Below are 23,515 nucleotides of genomic sequence, written 5' to 3'. Positions count from 1 at the left end.
GACTTCGGCGTTTTTGCTGACTGCCGCCGGATGGGGGCCGGCTGTGGCGGCACAGACCGGTTCCAATGAAACGACCTTCTACGTCTCGCCCACCGGCAACGACCGCTGGTCGGGACACCTGGCCCAGCCGTCGGCCGACGGGCGGGATGGTCCGTTCGCCACACCGGCCCGTGCGCTGGCCGCCGCCAAGGGAAGCGGCCCGGCGACCGTGCGGCTGCATGGCGGCACCTATCGGCTGACGGCGCCGCTGGTGGTGGATGCGTCGCTGCCGGGGCTTCGGTTGGCCGCGGTGGAGGGCGAGCAGCCGGTGCTGTCGGGGGGCGAGGCGGTCGGCGGCGCGCAGACGGCCAACGGCGTGCTGTCGGCGCCGCTGGCGCGCGATCCGGCGCTGGACGTGTCCATCGGCGGGCAGCGTTTGGATGCTGCGCGCAGCGGCGACTTCACGCCCGGCGATCCGCGCAGCGGCTGGTTCCCGGCCAAGGCGGTGCAGTCCGATCCCAAGAGCCATGGGAGCAAGCGGCAGATGCGGCTGCCTCCCGGCGTGCTGGAGGCCGGCTGGGCCGGGCCGGGGGTGCGGGCGCAGGCGCTGGACCGCGAACGGCTGTCGGACGACCTGCTGGGCGTGGTGTCGGCCGATCCCGGCGGGCTGCTGAGCTTCGACGGCGACGGGCAGTATCCGTATCGCGACGGCTCGACCGTGCGGCTGCTCGGCCATCCCGACTTCCTGACGCGGCCGGGCGAATTCGCCTGGGACGCCAGGGCGAAGCGCCTGCTGGTCAGGCCGCCGACCGGGCTGAACGCCGCGGGGGCGGACCTCATGGTGGCGCGGCAGCCGGTGCTGCTGCGGCTGGACAATGCCCGCAACGTGTCAGTCGAGGGGCTGACCTTCACCGACGTGCCGTGGGACGGCAATGCGGTGGTGGTGAAGGGCGGCAGCGGGGCCAGGGTCGCCGGCAACCGCTTCGCCCTGGTCGGCACCGCGGTGATGCTGGACGGCGCCAGCCGGACCGAGGTGTCGGGCAACCGGATGGAGCATCTCGGCCGGTCCGGCGTGGTGCTGGCGCCGGGCAGCAGCGACAACCGCATCCTCGCCAACCGCATCAGCGACATCGGCGAGGTGCGCTTCTTCAGCGGCGGGGTGATGGGCGCCGGCATCCGCAACACGCTGATCGCCCACAACGACATCCGGCGGTCGGCCCGCTACGGCATCTCGATCAAGAACTGGAACCCGCAGACGGTGAACAGCGACAACACCATCGAGTTCAACCGCATCCGCGACACATCGCGCCAGACCGCCGACGCCGGCGCCATCGAGATGCTGGGCCGCAGCGGCAACGACACCCGCAGCGTCGTCCGCTTCAACGACATCCGCGACACCGGCGGCCTCGCCACCGACGCGCAGGGGCGCTGGCTGGCCCGCTACAAAGGCTTCGGCATCTATCTCGATGACATGACCAGCGGCGTGACGGTGCAGGGCAACCTGCTGGAGAACACCGGCATGGCGGCGATCTTCCTGCATGGCGGCGACAACAACCGGGTGGCCGACAACATCACGGTGATGAATGACGGCAAGGACCGCTTCCTGCGGCTGGAATGGGTGCCCAGCGCCGGACAGGCCGGACGGATGCACGGCAATGTCGCCGACGGCAATGTCGTAGCCGGCCCGTCGCCGAAGGAGCAGCTCGTCAACAGCCTGTCGGGCGGCGAGTACCGCATCGACAACACCCGGCTGGAGAGCGCCGCACCCGTTGCGGAGGCGGCCGGTGCCGCCAATGCCGCCAGGGCAGCGGCTCCGCCGGCCAACGCGCCTGCCGGGGGGCGTTTGCTGGACCGCCTGCTGGCGATGAAGGAACTGCCGCTGGACCGCGTCGGGCCGGAAGGGATGCGGTAGGGCTGCGACGTTCGGTGGGGAGATCGCAGGCGCGGTGGACGGGAGACCGCTGACGCCTGCGTCTGTCCCATAAAGAAAAAGCGCCCTTCCCGGTGGGGAAGGGCGCTTTTTTCGTGCGTTGCAACGATCCCTTACGCGGTCGCCGGACGGGCCAGCGCCGGGGGGATGTCGGTCGGCTCCATCACTGGGACGGCCACCGTCGGGGTCTTCCAGGTCAGGCTGTCGAAGGCGCCGCAATGGCCGCACAGACCGCCCCAGTTGTGGCTGACCGCCCCGCAGGAGCCGCAGGTCCACACCGGATCCTCCGGCGCGTTGGCGGCCTGGGCCAGCCAGTCCTTCGCCGCCTCTTCGTCATGGCGCTCGCTGCGGTCCAGCTCAGCCATCAGGCGATAGGCGCGGCGGGTCGGGCCGATCTCCATGGCGCGGTTCAGGTGCTGGCGCGCCTCGCCCCACAGTTGAGCATCGATGGCGGCCTGGGCGACGGCGAGGTGGGACTCGGCCGAATCGGGGGCTTGACGCACCAGCTTCTGGAACAGACGCACGCGGGTCAGCGCGTCATAGCTGGAAACGATGGTCCGGTAGATGTCGGCAAGTTCCGGGTGCGGCGCGTGGCGCCACGCCCGCTCGACCACCTTGGCGGCCGGCTTCAGCCGGTCGGCGGCGACCTGGAGACGGGCCAGACGCACGGCGGCGGGGGCGAAGCCCGGCATCATGTCGTGCGCGGCTTGAGCATGCGACAGGGCGGCGTCGGCACGGCCGCGGCGCTCCGCCTCGAAGCTGCGTTCCAGCAGCAGGACGGCCCGGTGGCGGCGGCCCTCCTCGGTCGGGATGGCCCCGGTCTGGATCGCCTGCTGCAACGTGCCCTCGGCGGCAGCCCAGTCGCCGGCCTGTGCCTCCAGGTCATAGAGCGTGCTGAGCAGCCAGGGTGTGTTGGGCTGGAGCCCGCGCGCCTTGCGGGCGAGGTTCAGCGCCTCCACCCGGTCGCCCGACTTGATCGCCTGGGTCAGCAGCCCGCGCATGCCGAGGAATGCGGTTTCCGGCCGCTCCAGCATCGCTTCGAAATACTGACGGGCGGCGCGCTCGTCGCCTTGCAGCTGAGCGGCCTGGGCCGACAGCAGCATGGTCAGCGGCGGCTCGTTCAGCAGGCCGTCGGCCTTGCGCGCCATCTTGCGCGCGGTCGGCGCGTCGCCGGCGGCGATGGCGACCATGCCCTGGGTCAGGGCGCGGTAGCCGCGTTCGCGGCGGCGGGCCCGGCTGTGGCGGCGGAGGCGCTGCGGCGTGCGGATCATGCCGCGGAGCAGGCGGTAGCCCAGCGCCGCGATGCCCAGCGCCACCAGCGTGACCAGCAGGGCGACCCAGAAGGGCGCCTCGACGGCGTAGCCCAGCCAATGGACGCTGACGGTGCCGGGACGGTCGGCAAGCCAGATCGCGGCGGCGATGACCACCGCGACCTTCAGAAGGAACCAGAGGGCGCGGATCATTGGGCCGTCCCCTTCCCGCCGGCGGCGGTGGTCATCAGGGCGATGGCGCGGTCGTTCAGCTGGCGCGCGGCCTGATCGGCGGCCACGCGCGCCTTGGCGTCGGCCAGCCACGGCGCGGCGGTCTGGGCGGCCGGACCCTGGAGGGTCGACAGCTCTTCCACCGCCTTGGCCAGATTGCCGGCGGCGAGAGCGGCCTCGGCACGGGCGACGACGGCGTCGGCGGTGGTGCCGACCACCCCGCCGCCCTCACGGCGCACGGTGACCAGGGTGGACAGCTTGCCGACCGCCGAGTCGATCCAGCTGTTGCCCTCGCCGCGGATTTCGGCACGGACGATCTCGCCGGCCAGCGGCTGGAAGCGGTCGGTCAGCTGGGCGCGGGTCGGGATGCCCTTGGCGGCATAGGGCGCCACGGCGTCGAGCGGCTGGGTCACGCCGGCATCGGCGATGTTGAGCGCACGGACGGCCTGGAGGTCCTGCTGGAACGGCTGCCCGCCCGACAGCGAGGCGCGCAGCTGACCGGCGGCCAGCACCAGCGCCTGGGCGGCGGTGGCGGCATCCTGCCGCTCGCTGACGGCCTGGTTGACGCTGGTGACCTGCTGCTTGAGCGCATCGACCTCGCCACGCAGCTCCTGCGCGGCCTGGGCGTTGCCGGAGGCGGCGGTGACCTTCTGCTCCAGGGCGGCGAGGCGGTCGGCCAGCGCCTTCTGGGCTTCGGCGGCGCTGGCGGTGGCACCGGTGTCAGGGGTGGCGGCCGGGCGCTTCTCAAGCGCGTCGATCCGCTGGGTCAGTGCGGAGACGTCGACGCTGGCGCTGCCGTTGCCGGCGGCGGCCGGACGCTGTTCCAGCTTGCCGACGCGGTCGGCCAGCTGCTGGATCTGCGAGCGCAGCGCCGGGTCGGCCGCAGCAGGGGCGGCGCCGGAGGCGGCGGGCGGCGGGGATGCCGGCCAGCCGGGCAGGGCCGGACCCCACCAGGGCTCCGACAGGGCGGCGGCGCCGACGAGCAGGGCCACGACCGACAGGGCGGTGGCGAAACCGCCACCGGAACGCGGCTCCTCGATATAGGACGGGGTCGGGGCGATGGTCGGACGCACCGGCTCGGCATCGGCGCTGCGGCTGTAGCCCGCGCTGCCGGTGGTGCCGGAGGGCGTCCAGCTGGTGGTCGAAGAGGTCGTCTTCGTCCCGCCCGACTTGATGGACTCCGTCTTCGTGTCTTCGGCCTTCTCCGCGTCGCTCTTCGGCAGGTCACCCAGGCTGTCGGTGGCGCCGATGGGCGTGGCCGGCGGGATCAGGGCGTCGGCGGATTGCAGCTCGGTCACCGCACCGGCGGTCGCGCCGGGGGCCGGGGTATCGGCGCCGGAAATGGTGTCGGGGATGGTGTCGGCCGGGGAGGCGGCCGGGATCGGCTCGACCACCGGAACCACGTCGATCGTGGTGACGGAGGCAGCGGCGGGCGGGATGATGACGGTGGCCGCGGAGGCATCCGTCGGACGGTCCTCGCTGGGGGTCGCCGCGTCCAGGTCGGCGTCGTCCAGCTTGATGCGGTGCTTGGCGGCGGCGGCGCGCAGGTCGGCATGGCGCGCCAGCGGGATGGCGCCGCGCTTCTTCCAGCCCTGGACCGTCGTCACCGGGGTGTCCAGCTTATGGGCCATCGGGCGGATGCCGCCGAAACGTTCGACGATGCGGTCGACCGCCGCATTGCCGGTGCTGGCGCCGTCGCCGTCACGGTCGGTGCCGGGGCGTTCGGAGCCTGGACGAGAGGTCATGGGCTGTACCTTCGGTTCGCTGTTGTTCGTTGTAACGTCACAGCCCCCTGACCGGTCCCCCTCGTCCCCCGTACGGCTGACCCGACCATCCGGAAGCACCGGAGGCGTAAGCCGTACGGCCGGACCGCGCCGGGGTTACCCGGCGACCGGCAACAGATCGAGCAGGGAGTCCTGCTCCGGCCGAGCCGCCACCCGTACGCTTCGCCACGGCATCTCTCCCTGTCCGCCGTACGCACGGGCAGCCTCCGCGACCGCGGGGCTGAGGCAGAACGCATCGACCGTACGACAACAGTCGACCAGCCCCGCCTCGGCGAGCAGCCTAACAAAGGATGCTGCGGTACGGGGAGAGAAAAACAACACGCCGTCGAGTGCGGACGTACGCAAAAATGTCGCGGTATCGTCCGAGAGGGTTAGTGCGGGTACGGCATCGTACATCACGCTGCGCCGCAGCGTGAAACCGTCCGCCGCCAGCAGGCCGGCAAGGTCGCCCGCCACCTTGCTTCCCGCCACATGCAGCAGTGCCCCGGCGGCCGGATCGCGCAGCGAGCGCACCCGTTCGGCCAGCGCGTACACGTCGCCCGATGCGCTGTCGACTTGGCCGAAGCCGGCCGCCCGCGCCGCCCGCGCCGTGGCATCTCCGACGGCTTGCACCGGACGGTCGCGCCGGCTCGTACGTTTGGCGTATGCGCGTACGCCGTTTGCGCTGGTGAACAAGAGCGCTTGTACGTCCGAAAGGTCGGGTTCCGGCCCGTCGAGCCAGACCATCGACAGCATCGGCTCCACCGCCGCCGCATGGCCAAGCGCTTCCAGCCGGCGGACCAGCGGCTCGGCATCCTCCGCCGGGCGGGTCACCAGCAGGCGCGTACGGGGCTGCCGGCGAGGCTGTTCGGGCTGCTTTTCCGTCATGCGGAAAACCTGACCGGAGCGGGGGATCAGTGGGGTGAGGCGGCGAAGAAATCGGGCGGCAGCTGTGCCCGGATCTCGGCGCCGGCATCGCTGCCGAGCGACTCGGCATCGGCCGACCGGCCGCGGCGTTCGGTCCGGAAAATGATGCTCCCGTCATGCGACAGCACCTTGGCACGCAGATGCAGCCCGTCGCCGTCCAGCACCGCCAGCGCGGCGATGGGCGTGCGGCAGGAGCCGTCCAGCGCGGCCAGCAGGGCGCGCTCCGCCGTGACGCGGACCATGGTCTCCGCACAGTTCAGCGGGGCCAGCAGCGCACGGGTGGCGTCGTCGTCGCTGCGGATTTCGATGCCGATGGCGCCCTGGGCCACCGCCGGCAGCATGGTTTCCGGTTCCAGAACCGCGGTGATGCGGTCGGTCAGGCCGAGGCGGCGCAGGCCGGCCAGCGCCAGCAGGGTGGCGTCGACCTCGCCGGCGTCCAGCTTGGACAGGCGGGTCTGCACGTTGCCGCGCAGCGGGAAGATCTTCAGGTCGGGGCGCAGTTCCAGGACCTGGGCCTGACGGCGCAGGCCGGCGGTGCCGACCACCGCGCCCGGAGGCAGATCGACCAGCCCGCAGCCGGTGCGGGAGAAGAAGGCGTCGCGCGGATCCTCGCGCGGCAGCAGGGTGGCGATCTCCAGCCCGTCGGGAAGCTGGGTCGGCACGTCCTTCATCGAATGGACGGCGAGGTCGGCGCGGCCGTCGAACAGCGCCTCCTCCAGCTCCTTGGTGAACAGGCCCTTGCCGCCCGCCTCCGCCAGGGTGCGGTCGAGGATGCGGTCGCCGGTGGTCTTGAAGACGACGATCTCGATGGCGCCGGGCGCGGCGAGATGCGGATGCGCGGCGATCAGGCGGTCGCGGGTTTCATGGGCCTGCGCCAGCGCCAGCGGGCTGCCGCGCGTCCCGATACGGAGCGGGTGGGTCGTCATAGGGCGTGTTCTAGGGGATCCGCGCAGCTTTGCAAGGATTCGTCTGCCCTCCATACGTAAGATTGAGGCGGATCAAATCTGCGGCTCAAATGTTGGGCGCGCGGCCACCCGCAACTCCATCCTGTACCCGGACCGCCAAGGCGGCTAATTTGGCGCCATGATCGTTCTTGGAATCGAAACGAGCTGCGACGAGACGGCCGCCGCAATCGTCACCGACGCGCGCGAAATCCGCGCCGACGTCGTGCTGTCGCAGCTGGACGACCACACGCCCTATGGCGGCGTCGTCCCGGAAATCGCCGCCCGTGCCCATCTCGAGCATCTGGACGGGTTGATCCGCCGCGCCATGAGCGAGGCCGGGATCGGCTTCGGCGACCTGGATGCGGTGGCGGCCACCGGCGGGCCGGGGCTGATCGGCGGCGTCATCGTCGGCGTGATGACCGCCAAGGCCATCGCCGCGGCGCGCGGGCTGCCCTTCGTCGCTGTCAATCATCTGGAAGGCCACGCGCTGACCGCACGGCTGACCGACAATGTCGCCTTTCCCTACCTGCTGCTGCTGGTGTCGGGCGGCCATTGCCAGCTGCTGGCGGTGGAGGGGGTTGGGCGCTACCGCCGGCTCGGCACCACCATCGACGATGCGGTCGGCGAGGCGTTCGACAAGACCGCCAAGCTGCTGGGGCTGGGCTATCCCGGCGGGCCGCTGGTGGAGAAGGCGGCGGCGCGGGCCACCGATCCGGCGCGCTTCGAACTGCCGCGGCCGATGCTGGGGCGTCCGGGCTGCGATTTCTCCTTCTCCGGGCTGAAGACCGCGGTGCGGCGTCATGTGGAGGAGTTGGGCGGCATGGCGGGCGGCGTGCTGTCGGATGCGGATCGCGACGACCTCGCCGCTGCCTTCCAGGCGACGGTGGCGGAGGTGCTGGCCGACCGTTGCGCCCGCGCCATCCGCCGCTTCAAGGAGGATCATCCGCAGGGCGGTGCCCTCGTGGTCGCTGGTGGCGTGGCGGCCAACAAGGCGATCCGCAGCCGCCTGTCGATCCTGGCGGAGACGCATCGCATGCCGTTCGTCGCCCCGCCGCTGCGCCTGTGCACCGACAATGCGGCAATGATCGCCTGGGCCGGGATCGAGCGCTTCCGCATGGGCGAGAGCGATCCGCTGAATTTCGCCCCCCGTCCGCGCTGGCCGCTGGACCCGAACGCCGCGCCGGTGATCGGGCGTGCAGGCGTGGGGGCGGGGGTGAAGGCGTGACGAGTGTGCGCATACCCCTCTGTTTCCTATGCGTGAGTGACCTGCCATGAGTGCCTTGCCCACCTCCTCCCTCAACCGCATCGGCGTCGTCGGTGGCGGCGCCTGGGGTACTGCGCTGGCGCTGGCGGCGTTGCGGGCCGGGCGGGAGACCTTGTTGTGGGCGCGCGAGCCGGCGGTGGTGGAGGCGATGAGCATCCGCCGCGAGAACCGCGATTATCTTCCCGGCGTGCCGCTGCCCGATGCGCTGCGGGTCACCGGCGATCTGGCCGATCTGGGCGGCTGCGACGCGGTGCTGCTGGTGTCGCCGGCCCAGCATGCGCGTAGCGTCACCGCACAGATGGCGCCGGTTCTGAAGCCGGGCGCGCCGGTCGTCGTCTGTGCCAAGGGGATCGAACTGGACAGCCACGCGCTGATGAGCGAGGCGGTGGCGGCATCGCTGCCGGCCGGCAATCCGGTGGCGATCCTGTCCGGTCCGACCTTCGCGGCGGAAGTGGCGCGCGGGCTGCCGACGGCGGTGACGCTGGCCTGTGCCGACGAGGAGTTGGGCACGGCGCTGGTCGCGGCGCTGGGCAGCCGCACCTTCCGGCCCTACCGCTCGGACGATGTCGTCGGCTCGCAGATCGGCGGGGCGGTGAAGAATGTGCTGGCCATCGCCTGCGGCGTGGTCGAGGGGCGGCGGCTGGGCGACAATGCGCGGGCGGCGCTGATCACCCGCGGGCTGGCGGAGATCACCCGGCTGGCGCTGGCGCTCGGCGGCCGGGCGGAGACTCTGATGGGGCTGTCGGGGCTGGGCGACCTGACGCTGACCTGCTCCAGCCTGCAATCGCGCAACATGTCGCTGGGGGCGGCGCTGGGCGAGGGCAAGGCGCTGGCCGAGATCCTGGCGGTGCGCCGGTCGGTGGCGGAGGGCGTCTATACCGCCGCCGCAGTGGTCGGGCTGGCCGGGAAGCTTGGCGTCGACATGCCGATCTGCGCCGCCGTCGACGCCATCCTGAACCGCGGCGCCGGGCTGGACGAGACCATCGACGGGCTGCTGTCGCGGCCATTCCGCGGGGAAGGCGTTTAAGGGACGGGCTGATCTGCGGTCGCCATGGTCGCGTACTGTACCGCGAAGCACCCGGCCGGTCGGGTGCCGCCAGGGGAGAACGGGGAATGACGGCACGGCGACGGTTCGCGCGTTGGTCCACACGCTGGTCCACAAGGATGATCGCCCCGGTGACGCTGCTGGCGCTGGCCGCCATGGGATCGGGCGCGGGTACCGCTACGGCCGGGGAACTCCGCGCGATCGTGCGCAACGTCAAGCCCAACCAGGGCAAGGTGATGGTCGCGTTGTTCGACAGCGCCGAGGCGCAGAAGGCGAAGGCGCCGCGCGCCGGCTATTTCGCCGCGGCGCTGGGGACCGAGGTGCAGGTGGTGTTTCCGGACCTGCCGGCCGGGCGCTACGGGCTGATCGCCTTCCAGGATCTCGACAACAATGGGGAGATGGCCACCGGCCTGTTCGGCATCCCGGCCGAGCCGCACGGTTTCAGCCGCTCCGCCCGCGGCAGCTTCGGTCCGCCGGGCTTCGACGACTATGCCGTTGCGGTCGGGGCCTCCGGCGTCGCGACGACGGAGATCCTGCTGGTCGAGTGACGGGCTGGCGGCATCCTCACACCTGCGCCACCAGGAGCAGCCATTTGGTCGGGATCAAGGCGCCGCCGCTGGAATGTTCGGGATAGGCGGTCTCCAGCCGGCGGCGGTAGGCGGCGAGGAAGCGGTCGAGGTCGGGTCCGGCCAGACGGTCCATCACCGGAACCAGCGCCGACTGGTGCAACCATTGCAGAAGCGGCACGTCGCCGTCGAGCGCGTGGAAATATTCGGTTTCCCACAGGTCGATCACGGCGCCCTGGGGAGCCAGCCAGTCATAATAGTCCTGGGCGTCGTGGCTGGGGCTTTCCGTCCGCTCGGCCGCTGGCCAGACATCGTGCAGCCGGTCCGACCAGGGGCCGTCGGCAGCGGTTTCCAGCAGCAGGCGATGGGCGGTCTGGGCCTGCGGACGGGGCAGGGCGACGGCAAGGATGCCGCCGGGGCCAAGCGATTGCAGCAGGTCGGGGAGCAGCCGTTCGTGCCCGCCCACATGGTGGAGCCCGCCGGCGGAGATGATGAGGTCCACCGGCCAGTGCGGGCGCCATTCGCCGAGATCGGCCTGCTGGTAGCGCACGCGCGACGGCGTGTCGGCAGCCCAGCGCAGCATCGCCGGGGAATGGTCGACCGCCAGCACGTCGGCCTTGGGCCAGCGCGCCGCCAGCAGCCGGGACAGCTGTCCGGCTCCGCAGCAGAGATCGACGACGGTGTGCGGGGTTAGGGATAAGGGAAGCGCCGCCGTCAAATCCATGACGGGACGGCGGCGCAGGACATCGATGGTCGCGAAGGCGTTGGGGTCCGCCGTTGTTGCCCGTGTCATAGAGCATGTCATGTGGCACCCGTTTCGTTGGGCGCCTGCCCCCGGGTGGTTCACCCGGCCTTCGCGTTACCGGTCGCCTGGCGCGACCGTCAGTGGGCGGAGCCCGGACGGTCGAAATAGCGGCCGATCGATGCGAAGATGAAGAGCACGCAGCCGAGGAAAACGATCAGGCCGCCGGCCGCGAAGGCTTCGTCTGCCGCGCGCGAGGAGGCGAGCAGCCCGACGAAAGCCATGATGCCGGCGAGGATGGGGTTGATCCAGAAGGAGAAGGCTTTCACGTCGCGGAGTCCTTTCAGAACAAGGCGTTGGCGGTGGGGAAGCGCCCGCCTCCCGCCCCGCCGGGCTGCTCGCGAACGCTTCGGCTTTGAAGGAATTCTGCGGGACTGGCCCGGCAGAATCAATGCGACACAAACGACTTGTGCGCTGCAACGGCTACAGCACCGGTGTCCGCATTGCATTGCGGTATGTCAAGGGCGAAGGCTGTTCCGGCGGCGTCGCTTTCCACCAGCCGCAGCTCGCCGCCATGGGCGCGCAGCACCTCCCGCGCGATGGCGAGGCCAAGGCCCACTCCGCCGGCCCGCGCCGATCCGGCGAAGGGCTGGAACAGGTTTTCCCGTGCCCGCGGCGCAAGTCCGGGGCCGTTGTCCGCGACGGTCAGGGTCAGCCGGTTTGCCGGTTCGGCCTGGATGGAGATGCGCACCCGGTCGGCGCCGGCCTGCACCGCGTTGCGGCCGAGATTGACCAGAGCGCGGCCAAGCTGGGCGGCATCGACCTGCGCCAGCGTGCCGGCGGGGACATCGTTGACCCAGTCCGCCTCCACCCGGCCGCCATCGGGCCGGGCGGTGGCGAGAACCTCGGCGCCGACCTCCTCCACCAGCCGGCGCAGGTCCGTAGGTGCGGGAGAGAGCGGCAGGACGCCGTCGCGGGTGAAGGACAGGGTCTGGCTGCACAGCTCCACCGCCCGGTCGAGCGAGGCGACCAGCCGCGGCGTCACCCGCCGCACCTCGGGATCGGCGCTTTCGGTCAGCCGCTCCGACAGGAGGGAGGCGGTGGACAGGATGCCGCGCAGGTCGTGGTTGATCTTCGCCACCGCGGTGCCCAGCGTGGCGAGCCGCTCGCGCTGGCGCAGGGCGGCGCGCACCGTGCCCTGCATGGCGGCCAGCTCGCGCTCCGCCACGCCGATCTCGTCGGCGCGGGTGCCGGGCACCAGTGGCGGGGCGCCGTCGGGGTCGCGGCGGAAGGCGACCACCTCGGCGGTCAGCCGCCGCATCGGCCGCACCAGCAGGGCATGCAGCGTGACATAGACCAGGATCGCCGCGATCAGCGAGATGGCGACCGACACCGCCAGGATGCGGCGGGAGAAGTCGAGCATGGCATCGATCAGCGGCCGCTCGTCCATCGTCACTTCGACGCGCTGGGCCGGGTCGTTGGGAGACCGGTCGATCACCCGGATCACCCGGTTGCGCTGCGGCCCGACGGTTCCCTCCACAGCTCCCTCCAGGGCGAGCCACAGGGCGTTGCCGGCATCGACGAACTGCATGCCCATGCCGGTGCCGCGCAGGTCGTACACCGCATCGGCCTGCGGCGGCATCGGACGCGACAGCATGTAGACGCGGGCACCCGGCTGGATCAGGTCGATGACGTGGGTGCCGGTGTAGGCCAGCAGCTTGGCCTGCAATTCCTTCGTCACCATCAGGTCGGGGGCCGCTTCCACCGACAATGCTGCGATGTGGGCGGCGGCCAGCCGCTCCTCCAGGTAGCTCATCCGGAAGCGCGCGATGGAGGGGGCGTAGATCAGCACCTCCGCCAGCAGCACGAACAGGATGGTGAGCAGCAGGAGCTTGGCCGACAGGCTGGTCGCGACGGTGGAGCGGGGCATGGTGGCTCGCAGTGTGCCGGATGCACCGGCGGAGAGGGCGCGTGACCTTACGCGCCGGACAGTCATCCACTACACTAAGCCACCGTCAACGGCTCGGATGTCGGAAGGCGGTGGAACCGGAGGACATGCTATGCGGAGCTTTCTGAAATACGAAGCGATGGTCGCCATGGAGCGCAATGCGGCGCTGACCGTGGTCGCCGACGCGCTGGGGGCGGCCGGCGGCTGGATCGTCGACCACACGCTGTTCTCCGACATCATGGCGACCGTCCGCTTCGCGCTGCCGGGCGACCGGGCCGGAATGTTCGAAACCGCGCTGGCCGATGCCGGCCTGACGGTCGAACCGGCCGCGGGGACTACTGGTGCGGAGGAGGTGAACGGGGCGATCACCCTGACCTTCGCCCGCGGAACCGGCGATCTGCGCCGGGACGTTCCCGCTTTTTCCTGACGCCTTCATTCCTGCCGGCGCAAACTTGTCCTCTGGCGTTACCGCTTTGGCGTTGGTAAGACAGGCGCCATGAGCGACCTTGCCCGTCACATCGACACCCTGTCGCGCGCCAACGTGCTGTGCATTGGCGACGTGATGCTTGACCGTTTCGTCTATGGTTCGGTGGACCGGGTGTCGCCGGAGGCGCCGATTCCCGTCCTGCGCGTTGACCGCGAAGTGCCCAAGCTGGGCGGCGCCGGCAATGTCGCGGCCAATCTGGTGGCGCTGGAGGCGGACTGCCGCTTCGTCTCGGTGGTCGGGCGCGACGGCGTCGGCACCGATCTGCTGGCCCTGCTGCGGCGCGAGGGCGTCAGCGACGGCGCCATCGTGATGGAGGACGGGCGCCAGACCACGGTGAAGACCCGCTTCATCGCCGGCCAGCAGCAGCTTCTGCGCACCGACATCGAGACGGTGGTCCCGATCACCGTGACCGACCGCGTGCTGGAGCGGGTGCGCGACCTGCTGCCCGAGGTGGGCGGCGTCATTCTGTCTGATTACGGCAAGGGCGTGCTGACCGACGAGCTGGTGGTGGCGGTGATCGCCGCCGCGCGGCAGGCCGGGCGCACCGTGGTGGTCGATCCGAAGGGGCGCGACTACCGCCGCTATCGCGGGGCCGACATCGTCACGCCGAACCGCAAGGAGCTGATGGAGGCGACCGGCCTGCCGGCGCGCACCGACGAGGAGGTGATCGCCGCCGCCCGCCACCTGATCGCCACCTGCGGCATCGGTGCCGTCGTCGCCACCCGCAGCGAACAGGGCATGTCGGTGGTGACCGCCGAGGATGCGGTGCATCTGCCGGCCGAGGCGCGCGAGGTGTTCGACGTGTCCGGCGCCGGCGACACCGTGGTGGCGACGCTGACGGCCGCGCTGTCGGTGGGGATCGATCTGGTCGATTCGGCGCGGCTTGCCAATCTGGCGGCCGGCATCGTGGTGGGCAAGGTCGGCACGGCGGTGGTCCGCTCGGCCGAACTGCTGTCCGGCCTGCACGAGCAGCAGTGGCGCCATGGCGAGGAAAAGGTGCTGACCCGTGACGCCGCGGCGGAACGTGCGGAGCGCTGGCGGCTGCGCGGCAAGCGGGTCGGCTTCACCAACGGCTGCTTCGATTTGCTGCACCCCGGCCATATCGCGCTGCTGAAGCAGGCCCGCTCCGCCTGCGACGTGCTGGTGGTCGGGCTGAACAGCGATGCGTCGGTGAAGCGGCTGAAGGGCGAAAGCCGGCCGGTCCAGAACGAGACGGCGCGCGCCACGGTTCTGGCGTCGCTGGGCTGCGTCGATCTGGTGGTGATCTTCGGCGAGGACACGCCGGAGACGCTGATCCACGCCCTGCGCCCGGACGTGCTGGTCAAGGGGGCCGACTACACCATCGCGACGGTGGTGGGGGCGGATTTCGTCCAGAGCTATGGCGGAAAAGTGGTGCTGGCCGAACTGGTCCAGGGACAGAGCACGACCAACACGATCAAGCGCATGAAGGGCTGAGACAACTCGGCGCGCATGGCGGACCAGCGTCGTTTGTCGCTTGTAACTGTCCGATGCATGCCCTATCTGTGGGTAGTCGACGTTGCTCTGGGCTTTGTTATTCTGATCCGTCACACGGATTTGGGTCTCTTCCCCGAAGTGAAATTGATGCATCTGCGCAAACTCGCGCGGGTGCAACGCCAGGAAGGGAACTGACCCATGGCTATCGGTACCGTCAAGTTTTTCAATTCGACCAAGGGCTTTGGCTTCATTCAGCCGGAAGACGGCACGCCCGACGTGTTCGTCCATATCTCGGCTGTCGAGCGCGCTGGCATCAGCAACCTCGGCGAAGGCCAGAAGCTGTCCTTCGACGCGATCCGCGATCCGCGCCGCGGCAAGGTTGCGGCTGAGAACCTGCGCGCGCTCTGAGCGCAGCAGGTTCGAAGAGAAAGGGCGGCTTCGGCCGCCTTTTTTTGTACCGGAATTCGGGAGCGCCGCAGCCGGGACCTCTTGTCCCTGGCGCCGCATCGCCATTTTTGGCGGCTTGTGCCCGGTACGGGATTTGTTCGATGGCCTGCCTTGTGGGCAAGGCCGACCTCACGAAATGGATGGATATGAACGGTTTTAAGAATGCAGGGCTTTCCGAGCGTCTGGCCACCGCGGCCGGCGCAAAAAAGGCACTGTTGGAAAAGTTCAAGGCGCAGCCCGGTGTGAACGATCCGGTCTTTGCCGAGCGCGAAGAGGCCCGGCGGGCCATCCGCGTCGCCCGCGAGGCCCGCGAGGCTGAACGCAATGCCGCCCGCGATGCCCGCAAGGCCGCCGAACAGGAAGCGTTGAAGGCCGAACAGGCCGAGCAGGCCGCCCGCGAGGCGCTGGCGGTTCAGGAGATTGCCGAGCAGGCCAAGCGCCAGGTTGCGACCGCAGCGGAGGCGAAAGCCGCCCGCGACGCCCGCTACGCTGCCCGCAAGGCCAGAAGCCGCTGAGGCGGATCGCAGGACGCCGGCAACCGATCCGGCCCGCGGCGCCGATTGTCCAACACAGCAATGGCCTCCCATGCGTTCGATCCGAACCGCATGGGAGGCCATTGCTTTTTGGGGTCGGCTCCGGAGGGCGTTTTCCGAGGCCGCGAGTGCTTCGGGATTACATCTTCTTCTGGACGTTGTCGGCGCCGCGCTCGATGGCGCGGCCACCGGCCTGCACGTCCTGGCCGGCGCCCTCGACGGTGTTGCAGGCGGCCAGCGTGGTGCCCAGCAGGGTGCCCAGGACGGCGAGCAGGGCGAACTTCTTGATGGTGGTCATGGCGGTGGTCTCCGTTGCGGTGGCGCTGTGATGCCGCTTTGAACGCAAGCGGGGCCGTAAAGGTTTCCGGAATCGGAAGGAGAGGGGCCTTGCGCAAAAGGGGTGCCCTTCGCTTCGCCGTTCCCGGTTCCGGCCGCAGCCCTGCGTGCAGAGACGAAGTGTCCCGTTGCCACGCGGCGTGAGCGCGGGCATAAATCGCCCCGCGGATGATCCCGCGTGCCCTCCCCGCTGGATGGGACGGCTTTTGGCAACGAGCAAGAATGGCGAAAGGAAAGCCTCTCATGGCTGAAAGCACTTTTGACGTCGTTGTGATCGGCGGCGGCCCCGGCGGGTATGTCTGCGCGATCCGCGCGGCGCAGCTCGGCTTCAAGGTCGCCTGCGTCGAGAAGCGGGGGACGCTGGGCGGCACCTGCCTGAACGTCGGCTGCATCCCGTCCAAGGCTCTGCTGGCGGCGTCGGAGAAGTTCGAGGAAGCGGCCCACGGCCTCGCCAAGTTCGGCATCAAGGTCGGTGGCGTCGAACTCGACCTGCCGGGCATGCAGGCCCACAAGGACAAAGTCGTCAAGGACAACGTCACCGGCATCGAGTTCCTGTTCAAGAAGAACAAGATCGCCTGGCTGAAGGGTGCCGGCAAGATCACCGCCGCCAACACCGTCGAGGTCGAGGGCGTCGGCGCCATCACCGCGTCGAAGGCGATCGTCATCGCCACCGGGTCGGACGTGACCCCGCTGCCGGGCATCGCCATCGACGAGAAGCGCGTAGTGTCCTCCACCGGCGCCCTGTCGCTGCCGGAGGTGCCGAAGCATCTGGTCGTCATCGGCGGCGGCGTGATCGGGCTGGAGCTGGGCTCGGTCTGGGGCCGCCTGGGCGCCAAGGTGACCGTGGTCGAGTATCTCGACCGCGTGCTGCCGACGATGGACAACGAGCTGTCGAAGCAGGCCCAGCGCATCTTTGCCAAGCAGGGCATGGATTTCAAGCTGAGCACCAAGGTGACCGGCGCGTCCGTGACCGGGACCGGCGTGACCCTGACGGTCGAGCCCGCTGCCGGCGGTGCCGCGCAGACCATCGAGGCCGACACCGTCCTGGTCGCCATCGGCCGCCGCCCCTACACCGAAGGCCTCGGCCTGGAGACGGTGGGCGTCGAGCTGGAGCGCGGCCGCGTCAAGATCGACGGCCATTTCCAGACCAGCGTGCCGGGCATCTACGCCATCGGCGACGTCGTCGAAGGCCCGATGCTGGCCCACAAGGCCGAGGAAGAGGGCGTGGCGCTGGCAGAGCAGCTGGCCGGCCAGAAGAGCCACGTCAACCACGACCTGGTTCCCGGCGTCGTCTACACCTGGCCGGAAGTCGCCGCCGTCGGCAAGACCGAGGAGCAGCTGAAGGCCGCGGGCGTCGCCTACAAGGCCGGCAAGTTCCCGTTCACCGCCAACGGCCGCGCCCGTGCCGGCGGCAACACCGACGGCTTCGTGAAGATCCTGTCGGATGCTTCCACCGATCAGGTGCTGGGCGTCCACATGATCGGCCCGAACGTATCGGAGATGATCGGCGAGCTGGTGCTGGCCATGGAGTTCAGCGCGTCCGCCGAAGACGTCGCCCGCACCTGCCACGCCCACCCGACTTTGTCGGAAGCGGTCAAGGAAGCGGCGCTGGCGGTGGATGGCCGTCCGCTGCACATCTGATCGGGCTTTCCGAACAGATACTGGTGTTGAGCGCCCTCTCCCGCATGCGCGGGAGGGGGCGTTTCGTTTCAGGAATGTGTCGGGCGACCGGATTTGAGGAAGGACAGCGCCCGTTCCGCAGCTTCGCGCGTCATGTAACGCTGCCCGCCGGCGGTTGGATTGATGTCGGTCGCCGCGGCGTCGGCATAATCCGGAACCAGCCGCTCGACCCGGTCGATGACCTTGTCCAGGCGATCCTCCACTTCAGGCAGGCAGGCTGCCAGGCCGGCAGGATCCCGGTCGAGCACCGCCGCCAGATCGAAGAGATCGCGGATCTTGAAGGAGGACGGCCGATAGAAGATTTTCTTGATCGCGATTTCCCATGGCGTTTCGATCAGGATTTCTTCGCCATCGAACGTCCAGGGACGTGTCGGAGTCTCCGTGCGGCGCCCGGCGACGATGAAGTCGATTTCGCCGCTTTCCAGATTGAGTTTGAGGTAGTTGCCCGGGTATTCGAACCCACGCCCCGCCAGCAGTGCGCGGGTGGTCGCGTTGCGCGCTGGAGTCAGGTCTCGCAGCACGTCTGAGTCACGGACGAAGATGTCGATGTCGTAGCTGACGCGGTGGTCATACTGGGCGGCGAGCGCCGTGCCGCCGCCGAAGCTCCAGCGCGGTCTGTCCGGGAGCGACCGTAGCAGACGGAGGGCGTCCGAGAGCAAGGCAGGCCAGCGTGAGGGCGGCCATTTCCTTGATCCAGGGATGGTTTCTTCCATCGGTCACACCCCATATGTCAGCCGCCCGGTCCAGCTGATCGAAATCCACCACGCCGGCCAGCACCAGATCGTGCAGCGCCTCGATCGACACCTCGTCGAACAGGGCTTCGATATGCGGGCGCCAACGCGGATCGGGGCGGTCGGCGCCGAGGCAGTCGAGCAGCGTTGCCTCGTCCATCGTGGCCGGACGGGGCGCGTTGATCGTGCCGAGCACGAGGGCGACAGCCCGGCGGGCCCGCTCCGACAGCGTCACATCCAACATTTCCATCTCCGACCAACGGCCCACAGTGTGGGGAGATGGCGAAGGGGCGTCAACAGCCGGAGAGGCGACGGGCGGCAAAGTTGGTGGATGGCAACAGGTTCCCCCGCCGTCCGGCAGGGGAGCCTGTCTGCGTGTGCAGACCGTCAGGCGGCGCGGATCGTCGACAGGAAGCCGTTCACCGCGGTGCGCAGGCGCCCGGCGTCGTTGGCGAGCTGGCCGGAGACCGACAGGACGTTCTCGGCGGAATGGCCGGCCTCGACGGCGGCGCTGCGGACATCGGCGATGGTCTTCGTCACCTCCTGGGTGCCGCTGGCCGCCTGCTGGACATTGCGGGCGATCTCGGCGGTGGCGGAGCCCTGTTCCTCCACCGCGGCGGCGATGGCGGTGGAGATCTCGTCGATCTGGGCGATGATGCCGCCGATGCCCTTGATCGCGCCGGCGGTCTCGCCGGTGACCCGCTGCATGCCGGTGACGTGGCCGGCGATCTCCTCCGTCGCCTTGGCGGTCTGGCTGGCGAGGCTCTTCACCTCCTGGGCCACCACGGCGAAGCCCTTGCCGGCCTCTCCGGCGCGGGCGGCCTCGATGGTGGCGTTCAGCGCCAGCAGGTTGGTCTGGCTGGCGATGTCCTGGATCAACTGCACCACGGTGCCGATCTTCTCCGCCGCCTCCGTCAGGCTCAGGACCTGACCGTTGGCCTGCTGGGCCGCCTCCACCGCCTCGCGGGCGATCTGGGCGGAGCGGTTGACGCTTTCGCCGATCTCCTGGATCGAGGCCGACAGTTCCTCCGTCGCGCTGGCGACGGTCTGCACGTTGCTGCTGGCATCCTGGGAGGCGTTGGCGACCACGCCCGCCTGCTGGCTGGTCTGGGTCGCGGTGGCGGTCATCGTCTGGGCAGTGCCGGTCATCGACTGGGCGGCGCGGTCGACGCCGTCCACCACGTTCATCACCTGGGCTTCCAGAGTGTCGGCCAGCTGCAGCATGGCCTTGCGGCGCTCGGCGTCGGCCTTGGCCTGATCCTCGGCCCGCTGGTCGATCATCCGCTTCAGCTCGGCCATCATCTTGCGCAGGGCCTCGGCCAGCGCGCCGACCTCGTCGGTCTGCCGGACATCCAGCGTCTGGTCGAAGCGGCCGGCGGCGATGCCTTCGGCGAAGGCGACGCTGGCGCGGATCGGCCGGGCGACGCCGCCGGCGACCACCCACATCACCGCGACGGCACCGAGCGCGACCAGGGCGCCGACGGCGACCTGCCAGAGGATGTTGGAGTTGGCCCGCTCCCCCAGCGCCGATGCCAGGGCCATGCCGTCGGCCAGCACGATGTCCTTCGGTACCTGGACCAGCACGGCCCACGGCTTCTCGGTGTTGCCGAGCGTGATGGGAGCGAAGCTGCGCAGCATGTTGGTGGAGGCTTCGATGTCGACATGCGGCTTGCCCGCCTGGACGCTCGCCAGATCGGCCTGCCAGGAGGCGTCGAAGGTGGAGATCGACTGGCCGATCAGGTCGGGCCGGGCGCTGTGGGCGACGATCAGGCCCATGTTGCTGATAATGACCACCTGGCTGCGGCCGTTGAACACCGCGGCGCTGACCTTGGTCGACAGCTGCTGGACGAAGTCGAGGTTGAAGTCGGCGCCGGCCACGCCGCGGAACTTGCCGCCGATGACCACCGGAACCGACAGGGTCGCCAGGAACACCTGCTTGCCCTGTACGATGTAGGGCAGGGGGTCGAGCACGCTTTCGCGCCCGGTTTCCTGCGGGCCGATGTACCAGCCGCCCTTCATCACGCCGTTGGGATGACGGTCGCGGCTGTCGTATTCGACCAGCGGCTGCATGGCGATGCGGCCGTTCTGGTCGCGGTTCCAGTAGGGGATGAAGCGGCCGGTGGCGTCGGTGCCGGTCTCGCGGCGGCCCCGGAATTCCTCGTCCCGGCCATCGAGCGTGTCGGGCTCCCAGGCCGAATAGGTGCCGTTGAACAGCGGGTTGCGCTTCAGCACCGACAGCAGCACGCCGTTGAAGGCCTCACGCCGCCGTTCCGGCAGGACATTGCCGGGCGCCCCGTCGTCGGCGAGGCTGGAGAAGCTGCTGGCCATCGTCCGCGCGGCATTCAGCGCGGTGTCGAACTCCGACCGCAGCAGTCCGGCCTGGGTGGCCGCGAGATTCTGCAGGGATTCCGTCGTTTTGCTTTCGAGGATCCGTTCGACGTTCCCGGTGACGAACTCATTGCTTGAGCGGGTCGACAGTACGGCGAAGCCGACCAGCACGGCGACGGTGCCTGCCAGGCAGAAGCCCGACAGCATCGCAATCTTCGATTGGATGGATTTCGTCTGCATAAAGTCTTTCCCCCGTCTTCGCCGCATGTATGGGGGGAACTGTCGATCTTCAGAATTAATGATAGATTAACGAGAGTTAAGGGGTCAAATCTCGTCTTTCGTCCTTAAGTATCATCTCCGAGTTGCTCTCTGGGATAATTTAAAAAGTCTGGCGGGGAGGTTTGAAAGTCTTAGAGGATAATTTTATTTCAATGAAGGGATCTTATCGTGAGCGTCGGGGGCCAGCTGGCTGCCCCACGGCACGTGACGCCGCCATAGGCGTAGAAATGAATACCCTAATATGCACAGACGCTTAGAGGCGGTGAGCGTCAGCCCTTGCGCGCCCGCGGATGGGCATTGCGGTACACGTTCATCAGCTGCTCGTTCTCGACATCCGTATAGCGCTGGGTCGTGGAGAGCGACGCGTGGCCGAGCAGATCCTGGATGGCGCGCAGATCGCCGCCGTCCGCCAAAAGATGCGTCGCGAAACTATGCCGCAGGGCGTGCGGGGTGGCGCTGTCCGGCATGCCCATCAGGGCGCGCAGCTTCTGCATCTGGTGTTGGGCGACCCCGGCGTTCAGCCGGCCGCCGCGGGTGCCGACGAACAGGGGGCCGTCGGGCGCGAGTGTGAAGGGGCAGGACTCGATATAGGCGCGCACCGCGTCCGTCACCGCCGGCAGGACCGGGATCATGCGGTCCTTGCGCCCCTTGCCGGTGACGCGCAGCGTGTCGCCCAGCGGGGCGTCCTTGCGCGCCAGCCCCAGGGCTTCGGAAATGCGCAGGCCGCAGCCGTAGAGCAGGGTGAACAGGGCACGGTCGCGCTTGCCGATCCAGGGCTCCTCGCGGTCGCGCTCGGCCTCCTCCAGCAGGCGGTCGGCGTCGATCTCGGTCAGCGGGCGCGGAGCGGGGCGCTTGACCTTCGGGGTCGCCAGCGTGGCGACGGCAGGGTTGTGCAGCCGGCCGCTGCGGTCCAGCCAGCGGAACAGGTTGCGCACCGACGCCAGCTTGCGCGCCCGGCTGGCCCCGACCAGCCCGTCCATCGCCAGCCGGGACATCCAGGCGCGGAAATCCACCGCCTTCAGGTCGCCCAGATCGTTGAGCGAGGGCGGGGAGCCGCCGCGGAATTCGGTGAGGAAGCGCAGGAACTCTCCCACATCGGCAGTGTAGGCCGACAGGGTGTGGCGGGAAACCGCCTTCTCGCTCTCCATCCAGCGCCGCCAGTGGGCCAGCACGTCCTGGACATCGGGCTTCGCTGAAAAACCCAAAATTGGTTCGGTCACGCCGGCAGCTCCAGCCAGCCGCGGATCACCCGCTCGATCACGCGGGCGAGGAAGCCGACCAGCTCGGTGCCCTGGCCGCTGTGGAAGGTGTCGGGTTCGCGGCTGCCGAAGGCGAGCAGCCCGTCGGGCGTCTCGCTGGAGACCTGGATGCGGATCAGCGCCTCCGACCGGACGAGGCCGGCGCCGGGGCCGTAGATCTCGGGATCGCCCTGGATGTCGGTGTTCAGCACCACGTCGGCGCGGCCCAGCCGGTCGGCGATGGCGCCCGGCTCCACCACCCGCACGCCGGAGCGGTGGACATGGGGGATGTCGGTGCCGTTGGATTCGATGACCAGACAGGCGACGTCGAGGTCGAGCAGGACCGCGAGGTCGGTGGTGATGGTCTGGATCAGCTGTTCGAAGCTCTGGGCGTCGAGCAGGAACAGCACCGCGGCATGGATGCGGTTCTGGCTGTTCAGGTTGGCCCGGCTGGTGCCGATCAGCTCGCGCTGCTGGTCCTTGAGGGTGCGGACCTCGGCGCGCAGCCGGTCGACCATGAAGGCCTGGAGGTCCACCACCCCACGCCCGCGGTCGAGCGACGGCGGGGTCAGGTGGTGGACCAGATCGGCGTTCTGGGCCAGGAAGTCCGGGTGGGTCCGCAGATAGGCGCGCACATCCTCCGAAGAGAGCGTCGACGCCTGACGCGGGGGGTGGCCCGGTTCGCGGCCCCTGTCGGCCATGATCGCTCCGGCCCGCCTTACAGGATCGACTGGCCGGTCTTCTTCCAGTCCTCGACGAACTGGGAGAGACCCTTGTCGGTCAGCGGGTGGTTGAACAGCTGCTTCAGCACCGACGCCGGCGCGGTCACGACATGGGCGCCCAGGCGGGCGGCCTTGACGATGTGCATCGGGTTGCGGATCGAGGCGACCAGCACCTCGGTCTTGAAGGCGTCGTAATTGTTATAGATCTCGCAGATGTCCTTGATGATGCCCATACCGTCCTGGCCGATGTCGTCCAGGCGGCCGACGAAGGGCGAGACGAAGCTGGCGCCGGCCTTGGCCGCCAGGATCGCCTGGGCGGGGGAGAAGCACAGCGTGACGTTGACCATCGTCCCTTCGGACGAGATGATCTTGCAGACCTTCAGGCCGGCCGGGGTCAGCGGCACCTTCACCGCGACGCGGTGGGAGATCTTGGCGATCTTGTGGGCCTCGGCGAGCATGGTCTCGAAGTCGGTGGACGCCACCTCGGCGCTGACCGGACCGTTGACGACGTCGCAAATCTCGGCCACGAGGTCGAGGAATTGACGGCCGGACTTGGCGATCAGGGAGGGGTTGGTGGTAACACCGTCCAGCAGACCGGTATCGGCCAGATCGCGGATCTCGGCGATGTCGGCGGTGTCGACAAAGAACTTCATGACGAAGGGTCCATGCTTGCTGATGTTGACCGGAACC

Annotated in this window: 23 protein-coding genes; 9 read left to right on the top strand and 14 right to left on the bottom strand. The window is 69.4% G+C overall.

The window, feature by feature from the left end; all coding sequences use genetic code 11:
- The first annotated feature begins 43 nt into the window (after positions 1–43).
- Positions 44–1,891 (top strand): right-handed parallel beta-helix repeat-containing protein, encoded by a 1,848-nt coding sequence (locus VH569_RS02575; RefSeq protein ID WP_423313785.1) that lies wholly within the window; start codon positions 44–46, stop codon positions 1,889–1,891.
- 131 nt (positions 1,892–2,022) lie between these two features.
- Here the strand turns inward: VH569_RS02575 and VH569_RS02570 are convergent, their stop codons facing one another.
- The 4 genes from VH569_RS02570 to hemC all read right to left on the bottom strand — a co-directional run bounded on the left by VH569_RS02570 (position 2,023) and on the right by hemC (position 7,006).
- On the bottom strand, positions 2,023–3,372 hold the full coding sequence (locus tag VH569_RS02570) for a heme biosynthesis protein HemY (RefSeq protein WP_423313784.1): 1,350 nt from the start codon (positions 3,370–3,372) through the stop codon (positions 2,023–2,025).
- The gene (locus VH569_RS02565) at positions 3,369–5,135 is read right to left on the bottom strand and encodes a mitofilin family membrane protein (RefSeq protein WP_423313783.1); all 1,767 of its coding nucleotides are present in this window, start codon (positions 5,133–5,135) and stop codon (positions 3,369–3,371) included. The genes VH569_RS02570 and VH569_RS02565 overlap by 4 nt, the downstream gene beginning before the upstream one ends.
- Positions 5,136–5,270: 135 nt before the next feature.
- Positions 5,271–6,041, bottom strand: coding sequence for a uroporphyrinogen-III synthase (locus VH569_RS02560; RefSeq protein WP_423313781.1), 771 nt, complete (start codon positions 6,039–6,041; stop codon positions 5,271–5,273).
- Positions 6,042–6,067: 26 nt separating this feature from the next.
- Complete coding sequence (hemC, locus tag VH569_RS02555) at positions 6,068–7,006, bottom strand: hydroxymethylbilane synthase (RefSeq protein WP_423313779.1); 939 nt, start codon at positions 7,004–7,006, stop codon at positions 6,068–6,070.
- A 157-nt stretch (positions 7,007–7,163) separates the two neighbouring features.
- Between hemC and tsaD the strand changes: the two genes are divergently transcribed.
- From tsaD to VH569_RS02540, 3 genes are all read left to right on the top strand, one after another.
- Positions 7,164–8,249: a tRNA (adenosine(37)-N6)-threonylcarbamoyltransferase complex transferase subunit TsaD gene (tsaD, locus tag VH569_RS02550; RefSeq protein WP_423313777.1), complete on the top strand. Its 1,086-nt coding sequence runs from the start codon at positions 7,164–7,166 to the stop codon at positions 8,247–8,249.
- 46 nt (positions 8,250–8,295) lie between these two features.
- Positions 8,296–9,315, top strand: coding sequence for an NAD(P)H-dependent glycerol-3-phosphate dehydrogenase (locus VH569_RS02545; RefSeq protein WP_423313775.1), 1,020 nt, complete (start codon positions 8,296–8,298; stop codon positions 9,313–9,315).
- Positions 9,316–9,452: 137 nt separating this feature from the next.
- Positions 9,453–9,881 carry a DUF2141 domain-containing protein gene (locus VH569_RS02540; RefSeq protein ID WP_423313773.1) on the top strand — a complete coding sequence of 143 codons (429 nt, stop codon included), beginning with the start codon at positions 9,453–9,455 and terminating at the stop codon, positions 9,879–9,881.
- 16 nt (positions 9,882–9,897) lie between these two features.
- Here the strand turns inward: VH569_RS02540 and VH569_RS02535 are convergent, their stop codons facing one another.
- The 3 genes from VH569_RS02535 to VH569_RS02525 form a co-directional block, all read right to left on the bottom strand.
- Positions 9,898–10,692, bottom strand: a complete 795-nt coding sequence (locus VH569_RS02535; RefSeq protein ID WP_423313771.1) for a methyltransferase domain-containing protein — start codon at positions 10,690–10,692, stop codon at positions 9,898–9,900.
- 89 nt (positions 10,693–10,781) lie between these two features.
- Positions 10,782–10,970 carry a hypothetical protein gene (locus VH569_RS02530; RefSeq protein WP_376957395.1) on the bottom strand — a complete coding sequence of 63 codons (189 nt, stop codon included), beginning with the start codon at positions 10,968–10,970 and terminating at the stop codon, positions 10,782–10,784.
- A 119-nt stretch (positions 10,971–11,089) separates the two neighbouring features.
- The gene (locus VH569_RS02525; RefSeq protein ID WP_423313769.1) at positions 11,090–12,571 is read right to left on the bottom strand and encodes a sensor histidine kinase; all 1,482 of its coding nucleotides are present in this window, start codon (positions 12,569–12,571) and stop codon (positions 11,090–11,092) included.
- A 130-nt stretch (positions 12,572–12,701) separates the two neighbouring features.
- On the opposite strand from VH569_RS02525, the gene VH569_RS02520 reads away from it, so the two are divergent.
- From VH569_RS02520 to VH569_RS02505, 4 genes are all read left to right on the top strand, one after another.
- On the top strand, positions 12,702–13,016 hold the full coding sequence (locus VH569_RS02520) for a hypothetical protein (protein ID WP_423313767.1): 315 nt from the start codon (positions 12,702–12,704) through the stop codon (positions 13,014–13,016).
- 69 nt (positions 13,017–13,085) lie between these two features.
- Entirely contained in the window at positions 13,086–14,531 is a 1,446-nt protein-coding gene (rfaE1, locus tag VH569_RS02515) for a D-glycero-beta-D-manno-heptose-7-phosphate kinase (RefSeq protein WP_423313765.1), read from the top strand.
- A 198-nt stretch (positions 14,532–14,729) separates the two neighbouring features.
- A complete protein-coding gene (locus tag VH569_RS02510; protein WP_098739051.1) occupies positions 14,730–14,939 on the top strand; it encodes a cold-shock protein in 210 nt (69 codons plus the stop codon).
- Positions 14,940–15,079: 140 nt separating this feature from the next.
- Positions 15,080–15,493 carry a DUF6481 family protein gene (locus VH569_RS02505; protein ID WP_423313762.1) on the top strand — a complete coding sequence of 138 codons (414 nt, stop codon included), beginning with the start codon at positions 15,080–15,082 and terminating at the stop codon, positions 15,491–15,493.
- A gap of 157 nt (positions 15,494–15,650) precedes the next feature.
- Here VH569_RS02505 and VH569_RS02500 read toward each other — a convergent pair whose 3' ends face one another.
- Complete coding sequence (locus VH569_RS02500; protein ID WP_042692070.1) at positions 15,651–15,809, bottom strand: entericidin A/B family lipoprotein; 159 nt, start codon at positions 15,807–15,809, stop codon at positions 15,651–15,653.
- Positions 15,810–16,090: 281 nt separating this feature from the next.
- Between VH569_RS02500 and lpdA the strand changes: the two genes are divergently transcribed.
- Entirely contained in the window at positions 16,091–17,488 is a 1,398-nt protein-coding gene (gene lpdA, locus VH569_RS02495; protein WP_423313760.1) for a dihydrolipoyl dehydrogenase, read from the top strand.
- A 68-nt stretch (positions 17,489–17,556) separates the two neighbouring features.
- Here the strand turns inward: lpdA and VH569_RS02490 are convergent, their stop codons facing one another.
- From VH569_RS02490 to fsa, 6 genes are all read right to left on the bottom strand, one after another.
- Entirely contained in the window at positions 17,557–18,186 is a 630-nt protein-coding gene (locus VH569_RS02490) for a nucleotidyl transferase AbiEii/AbiGii toxin family protein (RefSeq protein ID WP_423313758.1), read from the bottom strand.
- Positions 18,095–18,502: a hypothetical protein gene (locus tag VH569_RS02485; RefSeq protein ID WP_423313756.1), complete on the bottom strand. Its 408-nt coding sequence runs from the start codon at positions 18,500–18,502 to the stop codon at positions 18,095–18,097. Before VH569_RS02485 ends, VH569_RS02490 begins: the two co-directional genes overlap by 92 nt.
- A gap of 143 nt (positions 18,503–18,645) precedes the next feature.
- Positions 18,646–20,826: a methyl-accepting chemotaxis protein gene (locus VH569_RS02480; RefSeq protein WP_423313754.1), complete on the bottom strand. Its 2,181-nt coding sequence runs from the start codon at positions 20,824–20,826 to the stop codon at positions 18,646–18,648.
- 308 nt (positions 20,827–21,134) lie between these two features.
- Positions 21,135–22,085, bottom strand: a complete 951-nt coding sequence (locus VH569_RS02475) for a tyrosine recombinase XerC (protein WP_423313752.1) — start codon at positions 22,083–22,085, stop codon at positions 21,135–21,137.
- Complete coding sequence (locus VH569_RS02470) at positions 22,082–22,804, bottom strand: DUF484 family protein (RefSeq protein WP_098739055.1); 723 nt, start codon at positions 22,802–22,804, stop codon at positions 22,082–22,084. Before VH569_RS02470 ends, VH569_RS02475 begins: the two co-directional genes overlap by 4 nt.
- A 17-nt stretch (positions 22,805–22,821) precedes the next feature.
- On the bottom strand, positions 22,822–23,478 hold the full coding sequence (gene fsa, locus VH569_RS02465) for a fructose-6-phosphate aldolase (protein ID WP_063635338.1): 657 nt from the start codon (positions 23,476–23,478) through the stop codon (positions 22,822–22,824).
- Between the last annotated feature and the right edge of the window lie 37 nt (positions 23,479–23,515).

Source organism: Azospirillum sp. 11R-A (assembly GCF_049472615.1).
Lineage (GTDB): Bacteria > Pseudomonadota > Alphaproteobacteria > Azospirillales > Azospirillaceae > Azospirillum > Azospirillum palustre.
This window is presented reverse-complemented; position numbering and strand designations above follow the sequence as displayed.